Source organism: Dyella sp. (assembly GCF_035685885.1).
In the GTDB taxonomy this organism is placed as follows: domain Bacteria; phylum Pseudomonadota; class Gammaproteobacteria; order Xanthomonadales; family Rhodanobacteraceae; genus Dyella.
On sequence record NZ_DASRZX010000082.1, the window covers coordinates 1 to 23,838 of the forward strand.

Here is a 23,838-nt window from a genome sequence, read left to right on the forward strand (position 1 = left end):
CCCGGCAACCGATCGCGTGATGCTCTGTGGCAGCCCCTCGATGCTGGCCGACACCTGCGCCCTGCTTGATGGCCGAGGTTTCCAGGTGTCGCCGCGCACGCGCGAGCCGGGCGACTACGTCATCGAGCGCGCGTTCGTCGAAAAGTAAACAACGCGCGCGCCGCCCTGCAGAAGCGCACCCAGTGCGCCATCAGGCGGAACGGAGACGGCGCGGCGGCGTATGTCTGCGCAGACATCAACCGTGCGTTTGCAACGGAACGCTGCGGTCGGGCACTGGGTGCGCTCCTGCAGAAGAAGTCTCATTGCCAGAGCTTGTAGACGCGCCCGGTGCCCACGCCTTCCACGCTGCGTCGATAGGCCTGGGCCACCCGCGCGCCCGGTACCGCATCGAAGCCAGGGAAATAAGGGCCGTAGGCGTCCAACGCCTCGGTCAGCACCGTCGCGCTCACCACATTGATGCGCAGACCGCGCGGCAACTCGGTGGCGGCGGCGCGCACGAAACCTTCGATCGCTGCGTTCACTGTGGTGGCGCTCACGCCCAGACGGATCGGCTCTTCCGCCAGGATGCCGCTGGTGAGGGTGAACGAGCCGCCGTCGCGCAGGTGGCGCTGGCCGGCAAGCACCACATGGACCTGCCCCATCAGCTTGTCCTGCAAACCCAGGTTGAACTGCGCCGGCGTCATGTCGGCCAGCGGACCGAAGTGCACATGGCCGGCAGTGGTGACGACAGCATCCAGCGGACCGGCGGCTTCGTACATCCGCTCGACGCTGGCCATGTCGGTCAGATCGACCTGCAGGTCACCGCTGTTGCGGCCGGCACGGACCAGCTCATGACCGGACGAAAGCGCGTCGGCGACGGCGCGGCCCACGGTGCCGCTGGCACCCACGATCAGGATTCGCATGGTTGGATCCCTGGCATGGCCACCGGTATCGGCGGCCCGGATGCACAGTGTCCACATGATGTGCCGGCCCGTCGAGCGTCGCGCGCGGCGCCCGAGATGCGTTCTGCATTTTGTAGGAGCGCACCCTGCGCGCGAAAAGCCTATCCCCAAGGGGACGTCGCGAAGCGGTGACGCCGACAGTCTGCGGTCGCGCACTGGGTGCGCTCCTACCGAGAGCGGGCATGCGTCAGTCGCGGATGCGGCCTTGGCCTTCGTTGTCCCAGTAGCCGAAGATGCGGCGGGCGATGAGTTTGTAGAGGCGCTTGCCGGTGGCGCGCCATAGGCGCGCGTGCGGCGCCGGTGTATCGAGGATGGCGCGTTGCCGTGCGGTGAGCGCCTCGGGGCAATAGGTGCGTTTGTGCTTGAGCAGGTGGCGCACGTCCTCCCGGGCCAACAGGCGGAACAGCGCGCCGCGCCTGCCACGCGTCCAGGCAATCTGGAAGTCCACCAGCGCGGGGCGGCCGTCCTCACGAACCAGCCAGTTCGGCTCCTTCGCCAGATCGTTGTGCACGATGCCGCGCCGATGCAGCAACGCCAGCAGGCGCAATGCGTCACGGTAGTAAGCGCGATCACATGGCTGCGCCTGTTGCATCGGCGCACCGGCAATGTAGCTGCGCAACAACTCTCTGCCGTTCCAGCCGACAAGCGCCGGCACGCCTTCGATGCCATCGAGTCGCGCCAGTGCACGCGCTTCGCGAGCGGCTGCGCGGCGCGCAAATGCGCGTGCCCACCAGCGCGCCGCGACGATGTCGCGCCGGATTACACGCACGCCATCGCGTTCCGTCATTTCGATGCGGCCGAGTTCATCGGCCTTCAGCAGGATCGTGCTCGAGGTATCCACAAAACATCCGCAGTCCGGCGTTCAGCGCCGAGGCTCGACTATTGTGGCCGATCCCGCCGCATGGCGGCAGGAACGATGGCGCCATCACGCGCGCTCCACGACCATGCGGCTGCCCATCCGGAGGACCCCATGCTGGAAGTTGCGCTCTACGTGCTTGCCGCCCTGTTGATCGTGGGTGGGCTGGTGGGAAACATCCTGCCGGCGCTGCCCGGCATTCCGATGATCTTCGGCGGCATCTGGCTTGCGGCGGCCGTGGATCAGTACCAGCACCTGGGGCTGTGGTGGCTGGTCTTCATCGGCGTGTTCGGCGTGCTGGGCATCGTGGTGGATTTCGTGTCCGGCACGCTGGGCGCCCAGCGCGTGGGCGCCAGCAAGCGGGCGCTGACCGGGGCCGCGCTGGGCACGCTGGTTGGCATGTTCTTCGGCATCGCGGGCCTGCTGCTGGGTCCGTTCGTCGGCGCGCTGGTGGGAGAACTGCTGTCGGGCACGAGCGTGCTGCGCTCGGCCCACGTGGGCGCGGCCACCTGGGTGGGGCTGCTGCTGGGCACGCTGGTAAAGCTGGTGCTGTCGTTCGTGATGATCGGCCTGTTCGGATTCGCCTGGCTGATCGGCTGAGGCACCCCGTACGCCCCGCTACCTTCGGCACATGGCGCGCGCCGCGGGTGTCGCTTTAGGCTCGTGCCACCTCATCCGCGGGAAACCCACATGTCCAAGCGCCTTGCCCTTGCAGCAGCGGTGTCGCTCCTGTTCGCCGGGTCGATCCACGCCGAAACCAAGACCGCCAGCTGGGTCGAGCGCAGCAACGCCGACGCCAAGGTGCTGCTGGATGTGCTGGCCCGGTTCAATCCCGAGTTCGCATCGCAGATCGGCGTGCCCGGTTATGACGACAAGGTGGTGGACCTCAAGCCCGATGTCGATGCTCGCACGCGCGCCGCGCTGGTCGACGCCAAGGGCAAGCTGGAGAAGATGCTGGCGACCGAAAAGGACCCGAACGTCCGCCAGGACCTGCAGATCATGATCAAGGCCGTCGACGAGCAGGTCGAGGGCATCGATCTCAACCACAAGTACATGCTGCCCTATCAGGACGTGGGACAGACCATCTTCCAGGGCGAGTTTGCGCTGCTCAAGGACGACGTCGATGCCAAGCGTCACCCCTCCGCGCTCAAGCGCCTGGAGTGCTACGTGGGCAAGGCCCCGGGCTGCACGCCGATCATCGATCTGGCCAAGGCGCAGACGCAGGAGCGCATCGGCGAGAAGGATCTTATCGGCCCGTACAAGAACGAGGTCGAGCAGAAGCTTGCCAACACGCAGCGCTATGCGCAGGGCATTCGCCAGTTGTTCGCCAAGTACAAGCTGGACAACGCCGAAGGCAAGGCCGCGCTCGACGCGATGGACGCCCAGCTGAAGGATTACGACACGTGGGTACGCGCCACCATCGTGCCGCGCCAGCGCGAGGATTTCCGCCTGCCCGAGCCGCTGTATGCGTACAACCTCAAGCAGGTGGGCATCGACATCGCGCCGCAGGATCTCATCAAGCAGGCGCAGCTGGAATTCGTCGAACTGCGCTCGATGATGCAGATGATGGCGCCGGTCGTGGCCAAGGAAGAAGGCTTCAAGTCCAACGACTATCGCGACGTGCTGAAGGAGCTGAAGAAGCAGCAGCTCGGCAAGGACGACGTGGTGCCGTGGTATCACGAGATCATCGGCAAGATCGAGGACACCATCCGCCGCGAGCACATCATCACGCTGCCGCAACGCAAGATGCAGATGCGGCTGGCGTCGGAAGCGGAAACCGCCGCGGTGCCGGCACCGCACATGGATCCGCCGCCCTTCATCAACAACCACGGCGAACAGGGCACGTTCGTGCTGACCATGGGCAACCCCAGCGGCGGCAAGTCCGATTCCTATGACGACTTCACCTATAAGGCCGCCGCCTGGACGCTGACCGCGCACGAAGGTCGCCCGGGCCACGAACTGCAGTTCGCGGCAATGGTCGAGCGTGGCGTGTCGCTGGCACGCAGCCTGTTCGCGTTCAACAGCGTCAACGTGGAAGGCTGGGCGCTGTATGCCGAATCGGAAATGCTGCCGTACGAGCCGCCGTCAGGCCAGTTCGTGGCACTGCAGGCACGCCTGCAGCGCGCGGCGCGTGCCTACCTCGACCCGATGCTCAACCTCGGGATGATCAGCAAGGAGCGTGCGCACGACGTGCTGCGCTACGACGTGGGCCTGTCCGAAGCGATGACGCAGCAGGAACTGGACCGCTACACCTTCAACAGTCCGGGCCAAGCCACTGCGTACTTCTACGGCTACATGCGCCTGCAGCAGACACGCCTCAATACCGAGCTCGCGCTGGGCAAAGACTTCAATCGCCAGGCGTTCAATGACTTCGTGATTGGCCAGGGCCTGTTGCCGCCCGAGCAGTTGGCCGAAGCCGTGCGCACGCAGTTCATTCCGTCGCAGAAGAAGAAATAAGCGCCGGACCGGTGACGGTCAGCGCGAGGGCCGCGTCTTCGGGCGCGGCCCTTTTCGTTGGGCCATCGGTGCGGCCAGTGCGCTGCGCGCGAGCCACGCGGCAAAGCGCGGCGTGTCCCGACACAGTGAGGACGGCACGATGATGTAGCCGCGGCTTGGCGCGGCGGACGGCGTGTGGCGGAAGCGGCGCGCGCCTTCGATGGCCAGCAGTTCGTCCTGGTCGGCGGCGGCCACCTTCAACGCGAGGCCGTCCGCGGAAATCCACGCGCAGGGTTTCTCGGCGAAGTACGCCATGAGGCCACCGAACATCGGCTTGAAGCGCAGGTCGTGCGGCCTGCCCAGATGCGTGGCCGCATCTTCCAGAGCCGCGCGCAGCGCCTCAATAGCGGGGTTCACGCCGGCCCGTCGGGCAGCACGTAAAGCAGCACGGCAAGGAAGTGACACACGCTGCCGGCAAGCACGAAGAAGTGCCACACCGAATGATGGTACGGCAGCTTGCGCCACAGGTAGAACGGCACGCCCAGCGTGTACGCCGCGCCACCGGCCAGCAGCAGCACCATCCCGCCGGTCTGCAGGTGCGCCAGCAGCGGCTTGAACGCCACCACGCCCACCCAGCCCATGCCCACGTACATCAACACGGCCAGCTTGCGGTACCTCTTCAACAATCCCAGTTCCAGGGCACTGCCCATCAGGGCCAGCGCCCACACCGTACCGAACAGGCTCCAGCCCCATACGCCGGGCAGCGCGAGCAGGGTAAAGGGCGTGTAGGTGCCGGCGATCAGCAGGAAGATCGCGATGTGATCCAGCGTGCGCAGCACGCGCTTGGCCGGCACTCCGGGAATGGAGTGGTACAGCGTGGAGGCGGTGTAGCAGAGGATCAGCGAGGTGCCGAACACGGCACTGGCCACGATGGCCCGGGCGTCGGCGTAGAGCGAGGCGTAGGCGACCAGGGTAGCCAGGCCGGCAATGCTCAGCAGGATGCCGATGCCGTGGATGACGCTGCTGGCGAGCTCGTCGCCAAACGCATAACGGGGTAGCACCGAGCCAGAATTGACGGACATGCGGATTTCCTTTGGGGCTACGTACGGGGGCGTACGTAGCCGACTACCTTAGCCGGCCGCAGCCCGATTGCAAGGTAAGCGGCATGTATGAAACGCCACACCGCGTCATGGTTCACCTCATTCGATGATGAAGGCGCCAAAGGCTACGCCCAGGTCCCAACCCTTGCCCGTGCCGCTGAGCGCCAGCGAGACATTGCCCTTGGTCATCACGCGCGCCCCCGCCGACTTGGACGCACCGGCATGCACGCCCGCATCGGCATAGTGGCCCTTGATCTCGCTGATGCTGCTGATGCCCGAGAACTTGCCCACGCCATTGCTGATCTGGCTCTTGCCGAACGTCAGGCCGCCGCCCTTGACGCGGATGTGCACGCCCATGGTCTGTCCATTGGCGCAATGGACGGTGCCGCTGCCTTCGGCGGTCTGGTAGAAGACCGACCAGCCGGAGAGGTTGAAAGTCATCTTGCACTCCAGCTCGCCGGCGCGCGCCGGGGCCGTCGCACCCAGTCCGATCACACATGCCAGCGCCGGCACGGCCAAGCGCTTCCAGGTTGCCATGCTGCAACTCCTCAAGTCGTTCCGGTCGCCACCCCGACCGCGCGGGCTGCTCGATTCTGGCAAGTATGCGTCACCTACCGCGTGAATGGCTCCTTCACTCCGGTTGTACAACGCCGCAAGCCTGTTGTGTGGAGAATGGCACAACCGGGCGTCCCCTCTCTCTCCCCCGACGTCCGGCCTTGCTGCCCCGCCACCCTGTGCGGGGCTCTTTTTTTGGTTCATCGCGAATTACCGGGGAAGGCAGCGCGGATCTTAAGGAAGAAGTACTCCTGATCGCGGTAGCCGTAGGCGCGGCGCTTGATGACCTTGATGGTGTTGTTGATGCCTTCAACGATGCTTGTATTGAGCGGATGCCTGCAGCGGGACAAGATCCCGTGTTGGTAGGCTTGTAGGCGCTGGGCGAAGAGGGTCAGTGGGCCAATGCCGCTGCGCAGGGCCTGTTCGCACCAGTTTTTCCAGGCCTGCCTGGCCCAGGCAGGGCGACGGTAGAACCACAGCCGCTTAAGTTCATCGCGCATGAGATACACACTCAGTAGCGGCTGGTTAGCCTGCAGCAGTTCCTTGAGTTGCACCGCCTGTCGAGGCTCAAGGTTGTCCCGGTTGCGCAACAACAGCCAGCGACTGGACTTGATGACACGCCGGGCGGGCCGATCCTGTCGGAGATGATTGGCTTGGTCCACGCGCACCCGGTCAATGACGTCGCGGCCATATTTGGCCACGACGTGGAACAGGTCGAAGACGACCTCCGCTTGCGGACAATGGGCACGAATCTCCAGCTCGTAAGCCGTGGTCATATCGATGGCCACCGCGCGGATCTGCTGGGCTATGCCCGCAGGCAGCTGTTCGAAGAAGGCCTTCGCCGTGTCACGTGATCGACCCAGCCCGAGCCACAGGACTTGGCGCCGGATCGGGTCGACCACGACCGTGGCATAACGGTGCCCCTTGTGCAGAGCGAACTCGTCCATGGCCAGATAATGAATCTGGCTCCAGTCAGGCGCATGCACGGTGCTCCGTAGCAAGGCTTTATCGATCGCCTTGACGGTATGCCAACCCAACTGGAAGAAACGGGCCACGGCCTGGATGTTGCTGGATAGAAGCAACTGACTGACCGCCTCGGCCAGCCGGTCAGTCACCCGCTGATAGCGCCCTAGCCAGCTCAACTTCTCCAGCCGCGGGCCGCCGCAGCGCTCACACCAAACCCGCCGCCGGGGCACATGTAACACCACCCGAAACTCGAAAAAGGGCAGGTCACGGACCCGGCGAACGGTCGTCTCATGGATCTGCTTGCAACGCGCACCGCAATGCGCGCAGTGCATCACTCGGGCCTTGGGCTTGAGGTAAAGCGACACCGTGCGACTGCTGCCTTCGGGCCACACGACGCGCTCCAAACGATAGCCCTCCCAGCCGCCCAGCGCCTCGATCGTCTTCCGATCCAGCATCCTTCGCCCCAATGCCCATGAAATCAGCCTCGTAGGGTACGGCTAGCCCCGAAAAGCCTCCACGGAAATCGGCGAAGAACCCTTTTTTTGCGCCGTTTGCGCAGGGGAGCGAGCGGCCATACCTGGTTGCGACAAGAGGGGCTACACCTCCATCGGCGGCACGCTCTAAGCTGGATGCCGACCAGGAACCGGAGGACCTCGCGATGTCAGCCATCGACCTGCTGTTGCATCTGGATCACCTGGACCTGGGTGCCGCTGCACCCCGCGCGGCCCTCGCCCTGGCGAAACGACTCGGCGCACGGCTCGATGCGCTCTACGTGGCCGACCTTCCCGCCACCGCCTTCAGCCTTCCCGAAGCGGTGCCTGTGCAGTTGGAAGAAACCCAGCGCCGCGTCAGCGAAGCACAAACGCATGAAGGCGCATGGTTGCAAACGCTCGCCACACAGGGATTGACCGGCAGCTGGCGTGTCACCCAGGGCGACACGGTACAGGCGGTGAGCCAGGCGACTTCCGGCTACGACCTGCTGGTCATGGAACGGAGCCAGCAGCGCAGCGATGCGCCGGTAGGATTCGGCTCGGTGTCACGCTGCGTCTTTGCCTGTGGACGCCCCGTGCTGGTGGTGCCGGACGTGGCCGCGGTGGGCAGCATCGGTGCGCGCATCACGGTGGCCTGGAATGGCAGCCGCGAATCGGCATTGGCACTCGCCGCTGCCGTTCCCCTCCTGCAGCGCGCCGACGAGGTCCGGGTGCTGGACGGCAGCGAAATGAACGAGGACATGTTGCCGGTGTTGCCCCCGCCCGGGTTGGCCGACTGGCTGGATCGCCACGGCATCCAGGCTCATGTCGAGCCCCTCAATAGCGGCCCCAGCCATGCCGCCGGCCCGGCCGTGCTGGCGGCGGCCCATGCGCAGGGCGCGGACTTGATCGTGATGGGAGCCTGGAGCCGTTCGCGGCTTGCGCAGATGGTGCTGGGCGGCACCACGCGCCACCTGTTCATGCATGGCGACGTGCCCATGCTGGTCGCGCACTGAAAAACCGGTTTTGCGGGCCTTGACGTCGCGCCGCACAGAATAGCCTTCCATACGGCTACTTGCGCAAGCCTTTTCGACGGGCATAGGCTGGTTTCGCACCGGCACGATCCCCACTGCGTCCCCACGCGGCGTGCCCGGCGGCATACAACCCAACGTCGAAACGTCAGGAGGTCGCCTTATGTCGTCCGCAAGCCTGGCCGTACCCCGTCACGTCCATCCGGACAGCGTGCGCATCGCTGCCATGAGCGCCGCCATCGCCATCAACCTCATCGCCCTGGTCGCCGTGATGCGGCCGATGGCGCCCAGGCTGATCGAGCAGGCACAGCGCCTGATCGAGACACAGGTCCGCTTCATTCCGCCGCCGCCGAAGGTGGAACCACCGCCGGATATCGAACTCACGCCGTTACCCAAGACCGTGCCGGTGCCGCGCACGCAGGTGAAGCCGCAGCCGGTATCGCCGCCGATCGTCAATACTTCCGACGAGGGCACGGTCGCCGCGATACCCACGCCACCAACCATTGCACCGCCTGCCACGCAACCCGATGTCGGCACGGCGCCGATCGAGGCGACCCTGGCCTACCGCGCGGTGCCGCTGAAATACCCGGCGCCGGCGCTGCGCTCGCGCATGGAGGGCACGGTCATCCTGAAGGTGCTGGTCGACGAAAACGGCGTGCCACAGGACGTGACGATCGAAAAAAGCAGCGGCTACGCCGTGCTGGACCGCAGCGCGCGCGAGCAGGTGATGCGCGGGTGGAAGTTCCAGCCGGCGACCGTGAGCGGCCACGCCGTACGCGCCTGGGCGCGCGTGCCGGTGACCTTCAGCGTGAACCAGTTGTAGCGGGAAGAAGACGCGCTAACCGTCATCGGGAACATCGCGCGACTTAAAGGGGGAAGGCCCGGCCTGCATCCAGCGTCAGACCGGGCCCTTCCACGGCAAGCGATGGATCAACGCACCGTTGCGGGCGCGGGTTCCGCCGGTCGGCGCGACGCGCGCGCAATGGCCCACACGATGGCCACGAGCAGCAGGAGCGGGAAGAAGAGCGGAAGCAGGGCGAGCGCGATCACCGGCGCGATGATCATCAGCGCCAGTCCGCCAAAGACCAGTCCGAGAACGGCGCCGATCAGATGGAACAGGCCGCCGATCAAGACGAAGGTCAACTTGAACACGGCGCCGACGAGGGCGACCGCAAGCCAGAGTCCGACGAACAACATCAGGAGCACGCTCATAGCGATCATGACGATCCTCCTCCGTGGTGACCCATCCGGTAGTCGTAACGCATCACCCAGCTGCAGGCGGCTCATGCGCTTTTCAAGTCCGGTGTCGAGCTGATCCTGCGCTTTTGCCGGGTGGCGCACATGTCGCGAAAGTCATGGCTTCGGCAGCACCATGACCATGCCATGGGGTTACGGGACTTTAACGATGCGCATGCTCCACTGCGGCCCGGTTTCCACCGAGCAACCTCGCATGGCCAAACACATGCAACACCTCAAGGCGCTGCGTGATATTGCGTTTGACTACGGTGTAGGCGAGCACCCGGACCTTGCATCGATGGCAAGGGAATTGAGTCGCGCGGTATTCCAGAACAGGCAATCATTGAACGATGGCCTGGCCAGCCTGCGCCGACGCGACAAGGGGTTCGAACGCTGGCTGATCGCCCGTCGCGGCAACCCGGGCATCAGCGTGCTGGTGATGGCATGGCCTGCCAATCACGCCACACCCGTGCACGATCATGCGGGGCTGTGGGGTCTGGAGCTGGCGTTGCATGGCGCGTTGGAAGTGGAATCGTGGGATCGCGATCCCGAGGGAAAGATCCTGCGCCAGGTCGGGCGCGACTGGCTGGGCCCTGGCGACACTACCTGGTTCGACGCCGACGATCGCTATGCCCACCGCTGCCGCAACCTTTCGCGCCAGGAAACCGCGCTGACGCTTCACGTCTATGGTGGCGATCTGGCACAGTACTTCGCGTACGAAGAAGCCGGTGAATCCGGCCAGTGGCTTGCCAGGCCGCAGCGCAGCGCCATCACCGGGCAGCTGTGCGCCTGAGCCAGGCCACAATAGACCATCACGCTTTTCAAGGGAGTGGCATGTATCGACGGGTCGCCATCATCGGCGGCGGTGCTGCAGCGGCAGCACTGCTGAGCGAGTTGCTGGAACGCCAGCCGCCGCACCCGCTGCATCTGGACTGGTACACCGGCGGTGGCACGCCGGCGCGCGGCGTTGCCTACGGCACGCGCTCCGACCGCCACCTGTTGAACGTGCGCGCCGCATCCATGAGCATGTTCGTCGCCAGGCCGAGTGGCTTCCTGAATTTCGCGCAGCGCGGCGACGGCAGCATCGCCGGCACCGATTTCCTGCCGCGCCGGTTGTACGGCGACTATCTCGAATCAGAAGTCACGCATGCGCTCAAGCGCGCGCGTGAGGAAGGGCACGATGTGCGCGTGCTGCCTTTTGGCGTCGATGCCGTGGTGCCGGAAGGCGATGGCATCAACGTGATCCATGGCGAAGAGAGCACCCGCGTCGATGCCGCCGTACTGGCGATCGGCTCGCTGCCGCCGCAACCGCTGGGCGGCGTGAGCGATGCGGCGCTTGAAAGCGGACGCTACGTCACCGAGCCGTGGGGTTTCCTGGCCAATGCCCGGCCGGATGCGCAGCCGCGCAAGGTCGTGCTGATCGGGCTCGGCCTGACGGCCGTGGACGTGCTGCTGGAATTGTCGGTGCTGTGGCCCCATGCCACGTTCGAGGCGATTTCGCGCCACGGGCTGTTGCCCGAGGCGCACCTGGAAAATGCCTCCGCGCCTGCCGACGACAGCAGCGAACTGATCGAATCGATGCGCGAAGCACCGGACATCCGCACCTGGATCCGCCTGCTGCGCGAAGCAATCGAGCAGAGCAGCGACTGGCGCACCGTGATCGACAGCCTGCGTCCGCACACGCCTTCGTTGTGGGCGCTGCTGCCCGAAGCAGAGCGTGCGCGTTTCCTGCGCCACGCGCGCTGGGCCTGGGAGCGCGTGCGCCATCGCATGCCGCCGCAGGTGATGGCCTCCATGCAGCAGCTGGAAGATGCCGGCCGCCTGCACCGTCGGCGCGGGCGCCTGCAATCGGTGGAAGTCGCGGGCGACACGTTGCGCCTGGACATCCGCCGGCCGCACGGCAAAGGCGTGGAGACGATGGATGCCGACCTGGTCATCCAGACCGTGGGACTCAATACCGATGTGCGCCGCACCCAGCACCCGCTGGCGCGGCAGCTGGTGACCAATGGCCACGTGACGCCCGATCCGCTGGGCCTGGGTTGCGTGGCTACGCCCGAAGGTCGCCTGGAGCGCAACGGCCACGCGTGGCCGCACTTCTATGCCATCGGCACGCTGCTGCGCGGCACGCTGTGGGAATCCACGGCGATGCCGGAGATCCGCCAGCAGGCGCGCAATCTCGCTGATCGACTGCTGCAGCCGTAGCGCTGAAATCTGTGAGTCGAAGGCGGCGGATGCGGGGCGTTGCCCCTGCCCGCCGCCTTCGTCGTTTCAACGATCGGTCGATCAGAACCCGCTGAGCACCAGCTTGCCGATCGTGCTGGCGCTTTCCAGTTGCGCATGCGCGCGGCGCAGGTTGTCGGCACGGATGGCACCGAGGTTCTCGCGCAACGTCGTGCGCAGCACGCCGGCATCGACCAGATCGGCAACCTCGTTGAGGATACGGTGTTGCGCCTGCATGTCCGCGGTGTGGTGCAGCGAGCGCGTGTACATGAACTCCCAGTGCAACGACAGGCTCTTGGATTTCATCAGACGGATGTCCAGCGGCGAGGCCGGATCGTCGATAAGGCCCAACCTGCCTTGCGGCTTGAGCAGATCCACCAGCGCAGGAAAGTGCTGCTCGGTATGGGTAAGGCTGAGTACGACGTCCACGCCCTGCGGCGCCACCGTGCGCACGGCGGTGGCGAGATCTGTGCGGTGATCGACGACGTGATGCGCACCCATCCCGCTGGCCCACGCACGGCTGTCCTCGCGCGACGCGGTGGCAACCACGGTGTAGTTGGTCAGCCGGCGTGCCAGCTGGATGGCCATCGAACCCACGCCGCCTGCGCCACCGACGATCAATGCCACGCCACTCTGCCCCGAGCTGCCGCGCGGCACGCCGAGACGATCAAACAATAATTCCCACGCGGTAATCGTGGTGAGCGGCATCGCCGCGGCATGGGCGAAATCGAGCGTGGATGGCTTGCGCCCCACGATGCGCTCGTCCACCAGTTGCAGCTCGGCGTTGCTGCCGGAACGATCGATCGCGCCGGCGTAGTACACATCGTCACCCGGCTTGAACAGCGTCACCTCGGCGCCCACGGACACCACCGTGCCCGCAGCATCCCAGCCCAGCACTTTGTCCGCACCTTGCGGATCGGTGCGCTGGCGGATCTTGGTATCCACCGGATTGACCGAGATGGCCTCCACTTTCACCAGCAGGTCGCGGCCCTGCGCCACTGGCTCGGGCAATGCCACGTCCAGCAGGCTGTGGGGGTCCGTGATGGGCAGGCTGTGGCGATAGGCAACGGCTTTCATGGGATCTCCAGCGGGGAAACGTCAGGGAATGATTCTGCGCCGACGAAAGTCATCGAAAAGTCGCGTGAACATCGCCTGCGTCTCGATGTACTCGTGGAAGCCGGAACGGCGCGCCTTGGAGCCGTCGCCGAACATGTCGTAGTCCCAGGAGAACACGAAATCGCTGAAGCGCCAGGATGACACCTCGGTATAGGGGTGATCGGCCAGGCCGTGTCGTTGGCCCATGGCGCGCCAGAGCGGCTCCTTGTCGGCCATCACCGTGTCCAGCGACAGCGGCAGCGGCGGCCCCACCTCCATGTCGAAATAGCGCGCGATCGCCGGCCACGCCTCCTCCCAGCGGATCAGGTCGCCATTGGTGATGTTGAAAGCCTGGTTCGCGCACTGCGGCTCGGTGGCGGCCCAGACGGTCGCCCGCGCGAGCAGGCCGGCATCGGTGAACTGCACCAGCGGATGGTAGGCGCCCGGCTTGCCAGGAAACCGCAGCGGCAGGCCGAGTTCCTTGCTGATGGACGCATAGACGGCTATCGCCAGCACCAGGTTCATCGGATTGCCCAGTGCGAATCCGCCGATCACCGCCGGCCGGATGGCCGACCAGCTCCATGCCTTGCCCTGCTGCCGTTGTTCCAGGAAGCGCTGCTGGTCATGCATGAACTCCGGCGGCATGAAGCCCGCATCGGTTTCACGCGCCGGCGTCTTGAACGGACCGAGGTGGCCGCCGTACACCTTGTAGCCCTGCATCAGGCTGACATGCGCCAGCCTCGTCGCCACCGGCTCGATGGCCTCGACGACATTCACCAGCATGGCGAGGTTTGGCGGCACCAGGTCGGCCCAGCTCGGGCGATCCTGATAGGCCGCGTAGAACACGTGCGTGACCTGCGTGAGCGGGGCGAGTTTGCGCCGCGCGTCGTCCGCATCGAGAAGATCCACGGCGATGTGCTTCACGCGCTCACTCGATGCACCGCCGCGGCGCGACAGGCCGATCACCTGCCAATCATCCAGCGTGGACAGGTGATCGACCAGGTTGCGGCCGATCACACCCTGCGCGCCAACCACCAGCGCGACCTTTGCCTGCGGTGTCATGTCGGGTTTTCCTTGATGGGAACAATCAGGCGCCGACGGCGCAAGAGGTGACCATCGTGCGACGGCGCTCCAGCGCCATGCTGAGCAGCGTGACCAGCAGGCCAAGCAGCGTGACAACGGCGCCGGCAATGCTCACGGACGGCAAGCCCAGGCCCAGGCCCAGGTCGATCATCGAGCCGCCGATGAAGGCGCCGATGGCATTGCCGAGATTGAAAGCGGCGATGTTGAGCGTCGAGGCAAGATGTGGACCGTCGCCCGCCTGCTGCACCACGCGCATCTGCAGCGGCGGGACCGTGGCGAACGCGAACACGCCCCACACGAACACGGTGGCAATCGCCGCGGTCGTGCTGTGCATGGTCCATGCAAAGGCCAGCATCACCAGCGACAGCACCACCAGCACGCCGGCCAGCGACGGCATCAGTCGCCAGTCGGCGAGGCGACCGCCCAACATGTTGCCGATGGTGGTGCCCACGCCGAACAGGATCAGCACCCAACCGGTGGCGCCCACGCTGACATGCGACTCCTGCTGCAGGATCGGCGCGATGTAGGTGAACACGGTAAACACGCCACCGAAGCCCAGCACCGTCATCGCCAGCGCCAGCAGCACCTGCGGCTGGCGCAGCACGACGATCTCGCGGCGCATGTCCGGCGATGGCATGCCCGGCAAGGCTGGCACCAGCCGCCACACGGCGAAGGCGGCGACGACGCCGAGCAACGTCACCGCGCCGAACGTCGAGCGCCAGCCGGCCCATTGGCCCAGGAAGGTACCGAACGGCACTCCCAGCACATTGGCCAGGGTAAGGCCGGTGAACATCAGCGCGATGGCACGCGCGGCCTGGCCGCGCGGCACGATGTGCGAAGCCACCACCGCGCCGATGCCGAAGAACGAGCCATGGCAGAACGCCGCCACCACGCGCGCCACCATCAGCACGCCGTAGTTCGGTGCGATCGCGCACAGCGCATTGCCCAGGATGAACAGGCCCAGCAGCAGGAGCAGCGCATTGCGACGCTCCATGCGCGCCGTGAGGGCCGCCAGCAGCGGTGCGCCCGCCGCCACGCCGAGCGCATAGCCCGATACCAGCAGGCCAGCGGAGGGGATGCTGACGTGCAGGTCGCTGGCCACTTCGGGCAGCAGGCCCATGATCACGAATTCAGTGGTGCCGATGGCAAACGCCGCCACGGACAGCGCCAGCAGGGCTAACCGAGATGAGCCCGCGGCCGCCGGATCGGCGCCTTCGGAGGGGGTGGAGAGGTTCATGGGGAGATCCGGGGGGAGACTGCCCGCTACTGTGCAGCTTGTCCGACTTGGCGAGAATTGCGCAAACTAGAGAGGCATCTTTTCCGGAAAGTTGAAGATGGTCGATTTCGAGGACATGCGGCTGTTCGTCCGCGCCGTCACCGAAGGCAGCCTGTCGGCCGCCGGGCGGGCGCTCGGCTGGTCGCCGGCCGCCGCCAGCAAGCGCCTCAACCGCCTGGAACAGGCCCTGGGCGTCCGCCTGCTCCAGCGCAGCTCGCGCCGGCTGTCCCTCACTGAAGAGGGCAGCATCTACTTCGAGCGGGCCCAGGCCATCATCGCGGACGTGGACGACGCCTGCTCGGCCGTCGGCCTGCGCCAGCTGGAGGTGCGCGGCCAACTGCACGTTTCCGCAGCAGTGGACATGGGACGCCAGTACGTGGGTCCGATCGCGGCAGATTTCGCTGCCCGGCACCCGGCCCTGCGCCTGCGCCTGACCAACTCCGACGCCATGCTCGACCTGTTCGAGCACGGCGTGGATGTGGCGGTGCGCGGCGGCACCATGGTCGATTCGCGGCTGATCTCGCGCCTGCTCACCAACAACTTCCGCGTGCTGTGCGCCTCGCCGGACTATCTCGCCCGCCGTGGCCGCCCCAGCCGTATCGAAGACCTGGCGCAGCACGATTGCCTGATGCTGCACCGCCCCGGCCACGGCATCCTGCCGTGGGTCGTGCAGACGCCGGAAGGCTCCCGCCCTATCCGCGTGGATGCCTCGATCACCTGTGACAACGGCGACCTGATGCGCGCACTGGCCGTGGCCGGCCACGGACTGGCCTTCAAGTCCGCCTGGGACATCGCCGAGGACGTGCGCGCCGGCCGGCTGGTGCCGTTGTCCGGCGACGTGATCCTGCCCGATGCACATATCTATGCGATCTACCCCAGCCGCAGCTACCTGCCTGCACGCATCCGGCTATTCGTGGATCATCTGCAACAGGAACTGCAACGCCGTGAGCGCGACGTGCTGGACACCGTGCGCAACGCCATGATCTGACCGATCGCCGACGAGGGCCGCATGCCGAACACCATCTGCACGCTCGCCGCCTCATCCAGGGGACGCCGCCCATGCTGAGCAGCGTGATCGGCATCTTCGTGCTGGTGCTGCACGCCGCCGGTGTTGTCGTGGCCATGCACGCCGTGATGAATACGCGCACGCCGCAGGGTGCATTCGCCTGGGCGCTGGGACTCGTGTTGCTGCCCTACATCACGCTGGTGCCGTACCTCTACCTCGGGCGCAGCCGTTTTCACGGCTATATCGACCTGCATCGCCTGCGTCGCGAACAGATGCACGCGATCGTCGATGTCACGCTCGAATCCGGCAACTCGGCGCCGCGGGCCTGCGAGCGCTACGCGGAAATCGCGGACATGCTGCGCGCTCGCTTCCATCCCGGGCAGCGCTTGCGCCTGCTGGTGAATGGGGATGCGACCTTCGAAGCCATCCTCCGTGCGATCGGCCAGGCCAGGCATTGCGTGCTGATGCAGTTCTTCATCATCCACGACGACCGGCTCGGCCAGCGCATGCAGCAGACGCTGCTGGAACGCGTCCGTGCGGGCGTGGACGTGTGCGTGCTGTACGACGGCATCGGCAGCCACGCCCTGCCCCGCCACTACGTGGAAACGCTGCGCGATGCCGGCGTGCACATTCATCCGTTTGCCACGCAGCGGCGCAGCAACCGTTTCCAGCTGAACTTCCGCAACCACCGCAAGATCGTCGTGGTGGACGGCGCGCTGGGCTTCGTCGGCGGCCTCAACGTGGGCGACGAATACCTCGGTCTCAAGCCACCGCTGGCGCCATGGCGCGACACGCACCTGGAAATCGAGGGCCCGGCCGTGGCGGACCTGCAGCGCAGCTTCGCGGAAGATTGGCACTGGGTCACCGGTGAGTTGCCGCCGCTCATGCGCCCGCGCGCCGGCAATGGCCACGCACACACCTTGATCGCCACCACCGGCCCCGCCGATCGGCAGGAAACCTGCTCACTGTTTTTCGTGTCGCTGATCCACTCGGCGCGACGCCGACTGTGGATCACCACGCCCTACTTCGTACCCGACCAGGCGGTGATGTCGGCCCTGCGCCTGGCAGTGTTCCGGGGCGTCGACGTGCGCGTGATGATTCCCGCTCGTCCTGATCATCATGCGGTGTTTCTTGCCACCGGGCTCTACGCGCACGACGCAGTGCAGGCAGGCATCCGCGTATTCCGCTACCAGCCGGGCTTCCTGCATCAGAAGGTGGTGCTGATCGACGACGACACCGCCTTGGTCGGCAGCATGAACCTGGACAACCGTTCATTCCGTCTCAACTTCGAGATCGGCGCGTTGAACGTGGAGCGCGCCTTCGCCGCCGAGGTGGAAGCGATGCTCTGCGAGGATTTCTCGCATGCCCATGAAGTGACCGAGGCGGAATACCTCAAGGCTCCGTACATGCGGCGCCTGGCGATGCACGTGGCGCGATTGTTCGACCCGGTGCTGTAACTCCCGCGTTCTCTTGCAGGAGCGCACCCAGTGCGCGAACAGCCTGCATGGCGTCGGAACGGACACGCCGCGATCGCGCACAGGCTGCGCTCCTACAGGAAAGCGCGCATCGCGCAGTCACGCTTGCGTGTTGCTGCCGTAGCCCACGTAAAGCACGGCCGTCAGCATGGCCGCCACCAGCGACAGCGACGACGCCACGATGAACATAGGCCCGTAGCGTCCGCCGGATGCGATCCATCCGCCCAGCGGACCGGTGACGCCGAGCGCCACGTCGATGAAGACCGAATACGCCGCCAGCGCCGCGCCACGGTTGCTGATGCTCACGCGTTCCACGGCGACGACGCCGAGTGCGGGAAAGATCAGCGAAAAACCGATGCCACTGAGCGCCGCACCCAACATCGCGATGCCCACGTGGTTTGCCATCGCCAGCACGACCAGCCCGACGGCCTCGACCAGCAGCGAGCCCAGGGCGACGCGATAGCCGCCGAAATGCGCAATGGTCCAGCCCAGCACCAGGCGTACGCCGACGAAGCACACGCCGAACAGGCTGAGCGTGGGCGCGGCACCCGTCCAACCCTGGCTGGCGTAGTAGAGCGTGATGAAGGTGGCGATCACGCCAAACCCCACCGAACCCAGCGCCAGGCCCATGCCGTACGGTGCCACCCGGCCGAACACGCGATGCATCGGCAGCCTTTCCCCGGCCTCCACGCGCGCCGCCGGTCGCCGCCATGCCAGCAGCAGCGCCAGCAGCATCAGCACGAGAGCCGCCACGCCAATGGCGATGAACCCGGCCGCCGACACCAGCAGCACGCCTGCCGGCGCACCCACGGCCAACGCGCCGTAGGTGGCAATGCCGTTCCAGGAAATGACCTTCGCCGTGTGCTCGCTGCCCACGCGCCCGATCCCCCACATGATGCAACCGGTGGCCACGCAGCTTTCACCCATGCCCAGCGCCAAGCGCGCCAGCAGCATCGTCGCCAGCGATGCCATCGGCCATTCGCGCAGCATCGCGGCCATCATCATCAGCACGCCGCTGACCGCGCACGCGAGGATGCCGACGATGGCCGCGCGCTTGGGACCCGAAGTATCAGACGTACGCCCCGCGAACCCGCGGCTCAGCAAAGTCGCCACGTATTGCGTGCTGATCACCAGGCCTGCCAACACGGCACCGAAGTGCAGCTCGTCATGCACGAACGGCGGCAACACCGCCAACTGCATGCCGATCACCAGATAGGCCAGGAACGTAAAGCACACGATCTGGACGATGCGCAGCGTCAACGACGTGCTGCGTGGCGGGGTTTGCGCGGGGATGTCCATGAGGTACGGCGTGGGAAAGAAAGGGCGGAACGCGGCGGCGAGCCCGCAGGATGCTCACGCGTGCCGGCGGCGTCCGACGGCAAGCCAGCCCAGGTATACGCCGACCCCTGCGCCAATGAACTCGAACAACACGCGCTGGCCGAGGTTGTCGGCGTCATGCACTTCGGCCAGGCGCAGGCGCAGCAACTGCAGCGACTGCAGGCGCCCGTAGTTGAAATAGAAAAGGTTCCACAGGTCCTGGCCGCCGGCCAGAGCCATGGCGATCACGTAGGACCAGCCCAGCTCCATGCCGGCGTGCCAGCCCTGGCTCCGACCTACCCTGCATATGATCAGGCACGCCACCAAGCCGGCCGCCGCGGCAATGGCCCCGGCCTCCAGCGCGCCCAGCAGGCCGAATTCCATCCAGGATTGGTCGTAGGGCATGCCCCTGTCCCGCCGTTGTTGTTGTTTCCCACATTATGCCCGCAAGCCGGCGTTCCCCGGCATTACGTAAGAAATCTCTTACCATGAACCCCGCACATCGCGTACAGAACACCCGTCGAGCCCGTCACATCGCGCTGATACGAGGGCCTACTAGACTTCCAAGCTCGCAGACATTTACGAGCCACGCGCGCCCATGAGCTCCCCCATCAACCCCAACGCCGCCCTGATCCTGGTCGACGTGCAGCCGGACTTCATGCCCGGCGGCAGGCTGGCCTGCCACGAGGGCGACGCCATCGTCCCAGGCATCAGCCGATTGCTGGAAAGCGGCGCTTTCCGCCACGTGGTGGCCACGCAGGACTGGCATCCCGTCGACCATGTCTCCTTCGTCAGTTCGCATCCAGGCCGCGAGCCGTTCGAACGCATTCCGCTGTATGGCCACGCGCAGACCCTGTGGCCCGAACACTGCGTGCAGGAAACGCCCGGCGCCGCGCTGCATCCCGGCATCGACTGGTCGGGTATCAGCAAGGTCATCCGCAAGGGCGACGATCCGCGCGTGGATTCCTACAGCGGCTTTCGCGAAAACCATGGTCCCGACGGCACGCGCCCGGCCACCGAACTCGATGGCTGGTTACGCAACCGGGAGGTGGACGAAATCTACGTGTGCGGCCTGGCGCGCGATGTGTGCGTGCTCTGGACTGCGCAGGATGCCGTGAGCCTGGGTTACCGCACGCGCGTCCTGTGGGACCTCACGCGGCCCGTCACGCCTGACACCGACCTCACCACGCGCATCCGCTACGAACAGATGGGCGTGGACGTGCTCGATTCCGCCGAGCTGGGCTGAGCATTCAACCGTCGTTCTCGGACGACGCGCTCACGTGCAGCGCACCTTCTTCGTCCACGTCCACCGCGATGTCGATGGGTCGGCAGCACACCTGGCAGTCCTCGACGTATTGCTGGGTGCGCACGGAGGAGTCCACGAGGATCTCGATGGACTCCCCGCAATACGGGCAATGGATGAAGATGGGATCAAGCATGTCGCGCATCGCGCAGGCACCTGCTAGCGCTTGGCCAGCGACAGCGACGAACCCCACTTGTTGACTTCGACCAGCGCGTTTTCGCCCGCCGAGAGCGTGGTTTCCACTCGCGCGTCGCTGCCCGTCGCATGGCAGGCGCCGGAATTGCTCAACGACACCACGTGCGAACCGCTGGGAAGATAAAACGCCACCTTCTCCCCCGTTTCCAGCTGCGCGGCGAACTTGTCGTCGATCATGACCTGGCTGGAGCAGCCGCCACCGAAGTAGCCATTGGCGCGCTCAACCTGGAGCATGGCGTCGTTGCCGCCCGGTGCCTGGTACAGGAACACGCGGTTGGCCACCGCATCGCGGATGACCGTGTCGTGATTGCCGGACACGCCGCAACCGGCAAGCAGTACGGTTCCCATGGCGATCGCGCCTGCCGCGCATAGCCTCATCTTCATCGCTGTACTCCATGACGGTTGGCGCATCGAGCATCACCAATGCGCGATCAATCCAGCGTGAATCATTCGCTCACACGGCAGGTGGTTGCCATGCGGCCGGTGTAAGGATCTGGAACCATCCCTCGCGCGCCGTGCGACGCGCTAGGCGCAACACCATCTTGTCCTTGCTGAGCAGCCACCGCGCATCAGCGGCCAGCGCCAGCTCCAGGAATTTCTGGTCGTCGGGGTCGGCGCAGCGCGGCAGTTTCACCTCGTCGCGCGGGCGCAACTCGTGCACGGACAACCGCTGCGTCCAGCGATCGAACGCCGCTTGCGCGTCCCCGCGCGAAGCCCCGGTGAGCGCAAGCGCGGGATACGCCAGCACCGCCAGCCACTCCTCACGGCAGGCCTCGTCGACGACGGCCCGTACCGTGCCGGCCTGCAGGGCACGCAGCAGGCGATCGACGCCAGGATCGCGGAACACGAACAGGTCGAGCGCAACATTGGTATCGAGGACGAGGCGGGGAACCGGATCATGCATGGCGTGCATGGTTGCACAGGCCACCAGTTAAGATGGGCGACCCAGCCCGTGGATACGCCCATGACCGAGCGCCTTTTCAATGACTACGCCGCCCACTCCACCGTGGTCGCCGAAGGCTCTCGATTCGCGGCCTGCATCGTGGTGGAACCGCGCGGACGCCACGGTTTTCCGGCGTACTACGCTGTCTGCGAGAACCGCAGCTTCCGCGAGCGCGGCCAGGCTGAAGAGGCGGCGGCCAAGGCGCTGGCAGCCATCACCGGCCTGGAAGACGACGGCACCCCGATCTTCCCGGACGACTACACCGGCTTCGACGACACCGAGGCATCTGGCTAAGCGGCGCCTCCGGCGCGATAACATCGGCCGGTCCCCGCTCCGGAAGCGCACGATGCCCCACTGGCTGCAACCGCTGTTCAGACGCCCGCGAACCATCAGCATCGGCGGCCGTCCCTTCGTCAGCCACGGCCTGATCCGCAAGTTCTGGGACGACATCTATCACGTCGCGCTCACCATCCGCTGGCCCGTCTTCTTCGGGTTGGCCGCGGCGGTTTTCCTGCTGGTGAACACCTTGTTCGCCACGCTCTACCAGCTGGGCGACCACGCCATCGCCAACCAGTTTCCGACCGGGTTCGGCGGCGCGTTTTTCTTCAGCGTCGAGACACTGGCGACGGTGGGCTACGGCGACATGCATCCGCAGACGGTGTATGCGCACGTCATTGCCACGATGGAAATCTTCGTCGGCATGCTGAGCATCGCGCTGGTGACGGGCCTGGTGTTCGCGCGTTTCTCGCGGCCACGGGCCAAGATGATTTTCGCGGACCACCCGGTGATCCGCCGCATCCACGGACAACCCACGCTGATGGTGCGCGCGGCCAATGCGCGCCAGAACGTCATCGCCGAGGCGTCGGCGAAACTGCACCTGCTGTTGCGCGAATCATCGCCGGAAGGTTTTCGCCTGCGGCGCATCCATGATCTTCGCCTGTTGCGCGACCGGCACCCGGTGTTTTCGCTGAGCTGGAGCCTGATGCATGTGATCGACGAGAGCAGTCCACTGCACGGCCTGTCGACGGAGCAGTTGGCCGCCACCGAGGCAACGCTGATGCTCTCCATCGAAGGCATCGACGAGACGACGGCGCAATCCATGCTGGCGCGGCGCCAATGGAGTCATCGGGAGTGGCGCTGGAACCACCGCTATGTCGACCTGGTGCACGACGATGAGCTCGGCGTCAGCCACATCGACTACAGCGTGTTCCACCACGTGCTTCCGGTGGACGACCCGGATGACGTGATCTAGCCGCCATCTGCGCGCCACGGCTAGAGGGTGAGCAAGACCTTGCCGATGGCGGCGCGGCTTTCGAGGTAGGCGTGCGCTTCGGCGCCTTCGCTCAAGGGGAAGCGCGCGGCGATGCGCGGCTTCACCACGCCGCGGCGAACCTGCTCGAACAGCGCTGCGGCGCGCTCGCGGCGCACCTTGGCGCCGGTCAGCACGTTCCACAGGTCACCGCCGGTCAACGTCAGCGAGCGGTCCATCAACAGGCGCGGGTCCACCGGTGCGGGATCGCCCGCGGCCATGCCGTAGAACACCACGGTGCCGCCGATCCGCGCCGCCGCGAGGCTGTCGTCCAGCGTGCGTCCCACCGAGTCATACACGACGCTGGCGCCATGCCCGCCCGTAAGCGAACGCACCGCCGACGTCCATTCCTCATAACCCGTGGCGACGTCGGCACCCATGGCGATGACGGCATCGCGCTTGCCTTCGCTGGAGGCAACGCCGAGCACCACGGCGCCCAGCGCCTTGAGCATCTGCACCAGCAGCATGCCGACGCCGCCCGCCGCGGCGTGCACCACGGCGACATCACCGGGCCCGGCCTTGAAGCTGTCGGTGACCAGGTACTGGGCCGTGAGGCCCTGCAGGAGCAACGAGGCCGCCGTGTCGAAATCGATGTCGTCCGGCAGCGGTATCAGCCGCTCGCGATCGACCGCCACCAGCTCGGCGTTGGCATGGGCCATGTCGGCGAAGCCCACCCGGGTGCCGGCTGGGCACAGCGTGTCCCCTTCCGCCGCGACTTCGACCACGCCGGCGCCTTCGTAGCCAAGCACCCAGGGCGCACTGCCGCTGAGGTGGTAGTTGCCGTTGCGGCGGTACACGTCGGCAAAGTTGAGGCCCACGCTTTTCATGCGGACCAGCGCCTGGCCGGGACCCGGCACCGGATCGGGGTGCTCGGACCAGCGCAGCACGCTGGCGGGACCGAAATGATCGAAAGTAAGTGCGTGCATGGCGGTCCCGCGCAGGGTTCGATGGCACAAGCATGACAGGTCGTCCCTTTGCGAGGCTCGGAGCACGAGGTGGGAGCCCTGTGACTATTGCTTACGTGA

The 23,838-nt window shown here is 66.1% G+C and carries 27 protein-coding genes and 1 pseudogene; 12 read left to right on the top strand and 16 right to left on the bottom strand.

Annotated features, from left to right (window positions below):
• Positions 1 to 148, top strand: a pseudogene (locus tag VFG49_RS09930) (ferredoxin--NADP reductase); the annotation flags it as partial.
• 151 nt (positions 149 to 299) lie between these two features.
• Here VFG49_RS09930 and VFG49_RS09935 read toward each other — a convergent pair.
• Both VFG49_RS09935 and VFG49_RS09940 read right to left on the bottom strand, forming a co-directional pair.
• Positions 300 to 902, bottom strand: a complete 603-nt coding sequence (locus VFG49_RS09935) for a short chain dehydrogenase (protein WP_324859979.1) — start codon at positions 900 to 902, stop codon at positions 300 to 302.
• 226 nt (positions 903 to 1,128) lie between these two features.
• Positions 1,129 to 1,728, bottom strand: coding sequence for an RIO1 family regulatory kinase/ATPase (locus tag VFG49_RS09940; protein WP_324860045.1), 600 nt, complete (start codon positions 1,726 to 1,728; stop codon positions 1,129 to 1,131).
• 186 nt (positions 1,729 to 1,914) lie between these two features.
• On the opposite strand from VFG49_RS09940, the gene VFG49_RS09945 reads away from it, so the two are divergent.
• Both VFG49_RS09945 and VFG49_RS09950 read left to right on the top strand, forming a co-directional pair.
• Positions 1,915 to 2,397: a DUF456 domain-containing protein gene (locus VFG49_RS09945; RefSeq protein ID WP_324860047.1), complete on the top strand. Its 483-nt coding sequence runs from the start codon at positions 1,915 to 1,917 to the stop codon at positions 2,395 to 2,397.
• 90 nt (positions 2,398 to 2,487) lie between these two features.
• The gene (locus VFG49_RS09950) at positions 2,488 to 4,254 is read left to right on the top strand and encodes a DUF885 domain-containing protein (RefSeq protein WP_324859981.1); all 1,767 of its coding nucleotides are present in this window, start codon (positions 2,488 to 2,490) and stop codon (positions 4,252 to 4,254) included.
• An 18-nt stretch (positions 4,255 to 4,272) separates the two neighbouring features.
• Here VFG49_RS09950 and VFG49_RS09955 read toward each other — a convergent pair whose 3' ends face one another.
• The 4 genes from VFG49_RS09955 to VFG49_RS09970 all read right to left on the bottom strand — a co-directional run bounded on the left by VFG49_RS09955 (position 4,273) and on the right by VFG49_RS09970 (position 7,309).
• Positions 4,273 to 4,650, bottom strand: a complete 378-nt coding sequence (locus VFG49_RS09955; RefSeq protein ID WP_324859983.1) for a TfoX/Sxy family protein — start codon at positions 4,648 to 4,650, stop codon at positions 4,273 to 4,275.
• Positions 4,647 to 5,315, bottom strand: a complete 669-nt coding sequence (gene trhA / locus VFG49_RS09960; RefSeq protein ID WP_324859985.1) for a PAQR family membrane homeostasis protein TrhA — start codon at positions 5,313 to 5,315, stop codon at positions 4,647 to 4,649. Before trhA ends, VFG49_RS09955 begins: the two co-directional genes overlap by 4 nt.
• 117 nt (positions 5,316 to 5,432) lie before the next feature.
• A complete protein-coding gene (locus VFG49_RS09965) occupies positions 5,433 to 5,870 on the bottom strand; it encodes a hypothetical protein (RefSeq protein ID WP_324859987.1) in 438 nt (145 codons plus the stop codon).
• Between the two features lie 218 nt (positions 5,871 to 6,088).
• On the bottom strand, positions 6,089 to 7,309 hold the full coding sequence (locus VFG49_RS09970; RefSeq protein ID WP_324859989.1) for an ISL3 family transposase: 1,221 nt from the start codon (positions 7,307 to 7,309) through the stop codon (positions 6,089 to 6,091).
• A 203-nt stretch (positions 7,310 to 7,512) separates the two neighbouring features.
• Between VFG49_RS09970 and VFG49_RS09975 the strand changes: the two genes are divergently transcribed.
• Together VFG49_RS09975 and VFG49_RS09980 are read left to right on the top strand one after the other, a co-directional pair.
• Entirely contained in the window at positions 7,513 to 8,340 is an 828-nt protein-coding gene (locus tag VFG49_RS09975) for a universal stress protein (RefSeq protein ID WP_324859991.1), read from the top strand.
• 178 nt (positions 8,341 to 8,518) lie between these two features.
• Positions 8,519 to 9,178 carry an energy transducer TonB gene (locus tag VFG49_RS09980; protein WP_324859993.1) on the top strand — a complete coding sequence of 220 codons (660 nt, stop codon included), beginning with the start codon at positions 8,519 to 8,521 and terminating at the stop codon, positions 9,176 to 9,178.
• Positions 9,179 to 9,285: 107 nt separating this feature from the next.
• On the opposite strand, the gene VFG49_RS09985 is transcribed toward VFG49_RS09980, so the two are convergent.
• Positions 9,286 to 9,567 carry a hypothetical protein gene (locus tag VFG49_RS09985; protein WP_324859995.1) on the bottom strand — a complete coding sequence of 94 codons (282 nt, stop codon included), beginning with the start codon at positions 9,565 to 9,567 and terminating at the stop codon, positions 9,286 to 9,288.
• 238 nt (positions 9,568 to 9,805) lie between these two features.
• Here VFG49_RS09985 and VFG49_RS09990 point away from each other — a divergent pair, with 238 nt between their 5' ends.
• Entirely contained in the window at positions 9,806 to 10,384 is a 579-nt protein-coding gene (locus tag VFG49_RS09990; protein ID WP_324859997.1) for a cysteine dioxygenase family protein, read from the top strand.
• A gap of 41 nt (positions 10,385 to 10,425) precedes the next feature.
• On the top strand, positions 10,426 to 11,793 hold the full coding sequence (locus VFG49_RS09995; RefSeq protein ID WP_324859999.1) for an FAD/NAD(P)-binding protein: 1,368 nt from the start codon (positions 10,426 to 10,428) through the stop codon (positions 11,791 to 11,793).
• 81 nt (positions 11,794 to 11,874) lie between these two features.
• Here VFG49_RS09995 and VFG49_RS10000 read toward each other — a convergent pair whose 3' ends face one another.
• From VFG49_RS10000 to VFG49_RS10010, 3 genes are read right to left on the bottom strand one after another with little or no spacing between them, the layout of a single operon-like run.
• Positions 11,875 to 12,888, bottom strand: a complete 1,014-nt coding sequence (locus tag VFG49_RS10000; protein WP_324860001.1) for a zinc-binding alcohol dehydrogenase family protein — start codon at positions 12,886 to 12,888, stop codon at positions 11,875 to 11,877.
• Positions 12,889 to 12,909: 21 nt separating this feature from the next.
• Positions 12,910 to 13,968, bottom strand: a complete 1,059-nt coding sequence (locus tag VFG49_RS10005; RefSeq protein ID WP_324860003.1) for an SDR family oxidoreductase — start codon at positions 13,966 to 13,968, stop codon at positions 12,910 to 12,912.
• Positions 13,969 to 13,993: 25 nt separating this feature from the next.
• Positions 13,994 to 15,226 carry an MFS transporter gene (locus tag VFG49_RS10010; protein WP_324860005.1) on the bottom strand — a complete coding sequence of 411 codons (1,233 nt, stop codon included), beginning with the start codon at positions 15,224 to 15,226 and terminating at the stop codon, positions 13,994 to 13,996.
• Positions 15,227 to 15,323: 97 nt separating this feature from the next.
• Between VFG49_RS10010 and VFG49_RS10015 the strand changes: the two genes are divergently transcribed.
• Positions 15,324 to 16,253, top strand: a complete 930-nt coding sequence (locus VFG49_RS10015; RefSeq protein ID WP_324860007.1) for a LysR family transcriptional regulator — start codon at positions 15,324 to 15,326, stop codon at positions 16,251 to 16,253.
• 71 nt (positions 16,254 to 16,324) lie between these two features.
• A complete protein-coding gene (cls, locus tag VFG49_RS10020) occupies positions 16,325 to 17,728 on the top strand; it encodes a cardiolipin synthase (protein WP_324860009.1) in 1,404 nt (467 codons plus the stop codon).
• 117 nt (positions 17,729 to 17,845) lie between these two features.
• Here cls and VFG49_RS10025 read toward each other — a convergent pair whose 3' ends face one another.
• Entirely contained in the window at positions 17,846 to 19,045 is a 1,200-nt protein-coding gene (locus VFG49_RS10025) for an MFS transporter (RefSeq protein WP_324860011.1), read from the bottom strand.
• Positions 19,046 to 19,099: 54 nt separating this feature from the next.
• Positions 19,100 to 19,468 carry a hypothetical protein gene (locus VFG49_RS10030; protein WP_324860013.1) on the bottom strand — a complete coding sequence of 123 codons (369 nt, stop codon included), beginning with the start codon at positions 19,466 to 19,468 and terminating at the stop codon, positions 19,100 to 19,102.
• Between the two features lie 193 nt (positions 19,469 to 19,661).
• On the opposite strand from VFG49_RS10030, the gene pncA reads away from it, so the two are divergent.
• Positions 19,662 to 20,309: a bifunctional nicotinamidase/pyrazinamidase gene (gene pncA, locus VFG49_RS10035; RefSeq protein ID WP_324860015.1), complete on the top strand. Its 648-nt coding sequence runs from the start codon at positions 19,662 to 19,664 to the stop codon at positions 20,307 to 20,309.
• A gap of 4 nt (positions 20,310 to 20,313) precedes the next feature.
• Here pncA and VFG49_RS10040 read toward each other — a convergent pair whose 3' ends face one another.
• The 3 genes from VFG49_RS10040 to VFG49_RS10050 form a co-directional block, all read right to left on the bottom strand.
• On the bottom strand, positions 20,314 to 20,502 hold the full coding sequence (locus tag VFG49_RS10040; RefSeq protein ID WP_324860017.1) for a CPXCG motif-containing cysteine-rich protein: 189 nt from the start codon (positions 20,500 to 20,502) through the stop codon (positions 20,314 to 20,316).
• Between the two features lie 23 nt (positions 20,503 to 20,525).
• Positions 20,526 to 20,909 (bottom strand): hypothetical protein, encoded by a 384-nt coding sequence (locus VFG49_RS10045; RefSeq protein WP_324860019.1) that lies wholly within the window; start codon positions 20,907 to 20,909, stop codon positions 20,526 to 20,528.
• Between the two features lie 106 nt (positions 20,910 to 21,015).
• Positions 21,016 to 21,465, bottom strand: a complete 450-nt coding sequence (locus tag VFG49_RS10050) for a PIN domain-containing protein (RefSeq protein WP_324860021.1) — start codon at positions 21,463 to 21,465, stop codon at positions 21,016 to 21,018.
• Positions 21,466 to 21,525: 60 nt separating this feature from the next.
• Here VFG49_RS10050 and VFG49_RS10055 point away from each other — a divergent pair, with 60 nt between their 5' ends.
• Complete coding sequence (locus VFG49_RS10055; RefSeq protein ID WP_324860022.1) at positions 21,526 to 21,798, top strand: hypothetical protein; 273 nt, start codon at positions 21,526 to 21,528, stop codon at positions 21,796 to 21,798.
• 52 nt (positions 21,799 to 21,850) lie between these two features.
• A complete protein-coding gene (locus VFG49_RS10060) occupies positions 21,851 to 22,756 on the top strand; it encodes an ion channel (RefSeq protein ID WP_324860023.1) in 906 nt (301 codons plus the stop codon).
• 20 nt (positions 22,757 to 22,776) lie between these two features.
• Here VFG49_RS10060 and VFG49_RS10065 read toward each other — a convergent pair whose 3' ends face one another.
• Positions 22,777 to 23,739, bottom strand: coding sequence for a quinone oxidoreductase (locus tag VFG49_RS10065; RefSeq protein ID WP_324860025.1), 963 nt, complete (start codon positions 23,737 to 23,739; stop codon positions 22,777 to 22,779).
• Positions 23,740 to 23,838 lie beyond the last annotated feature (99 nt).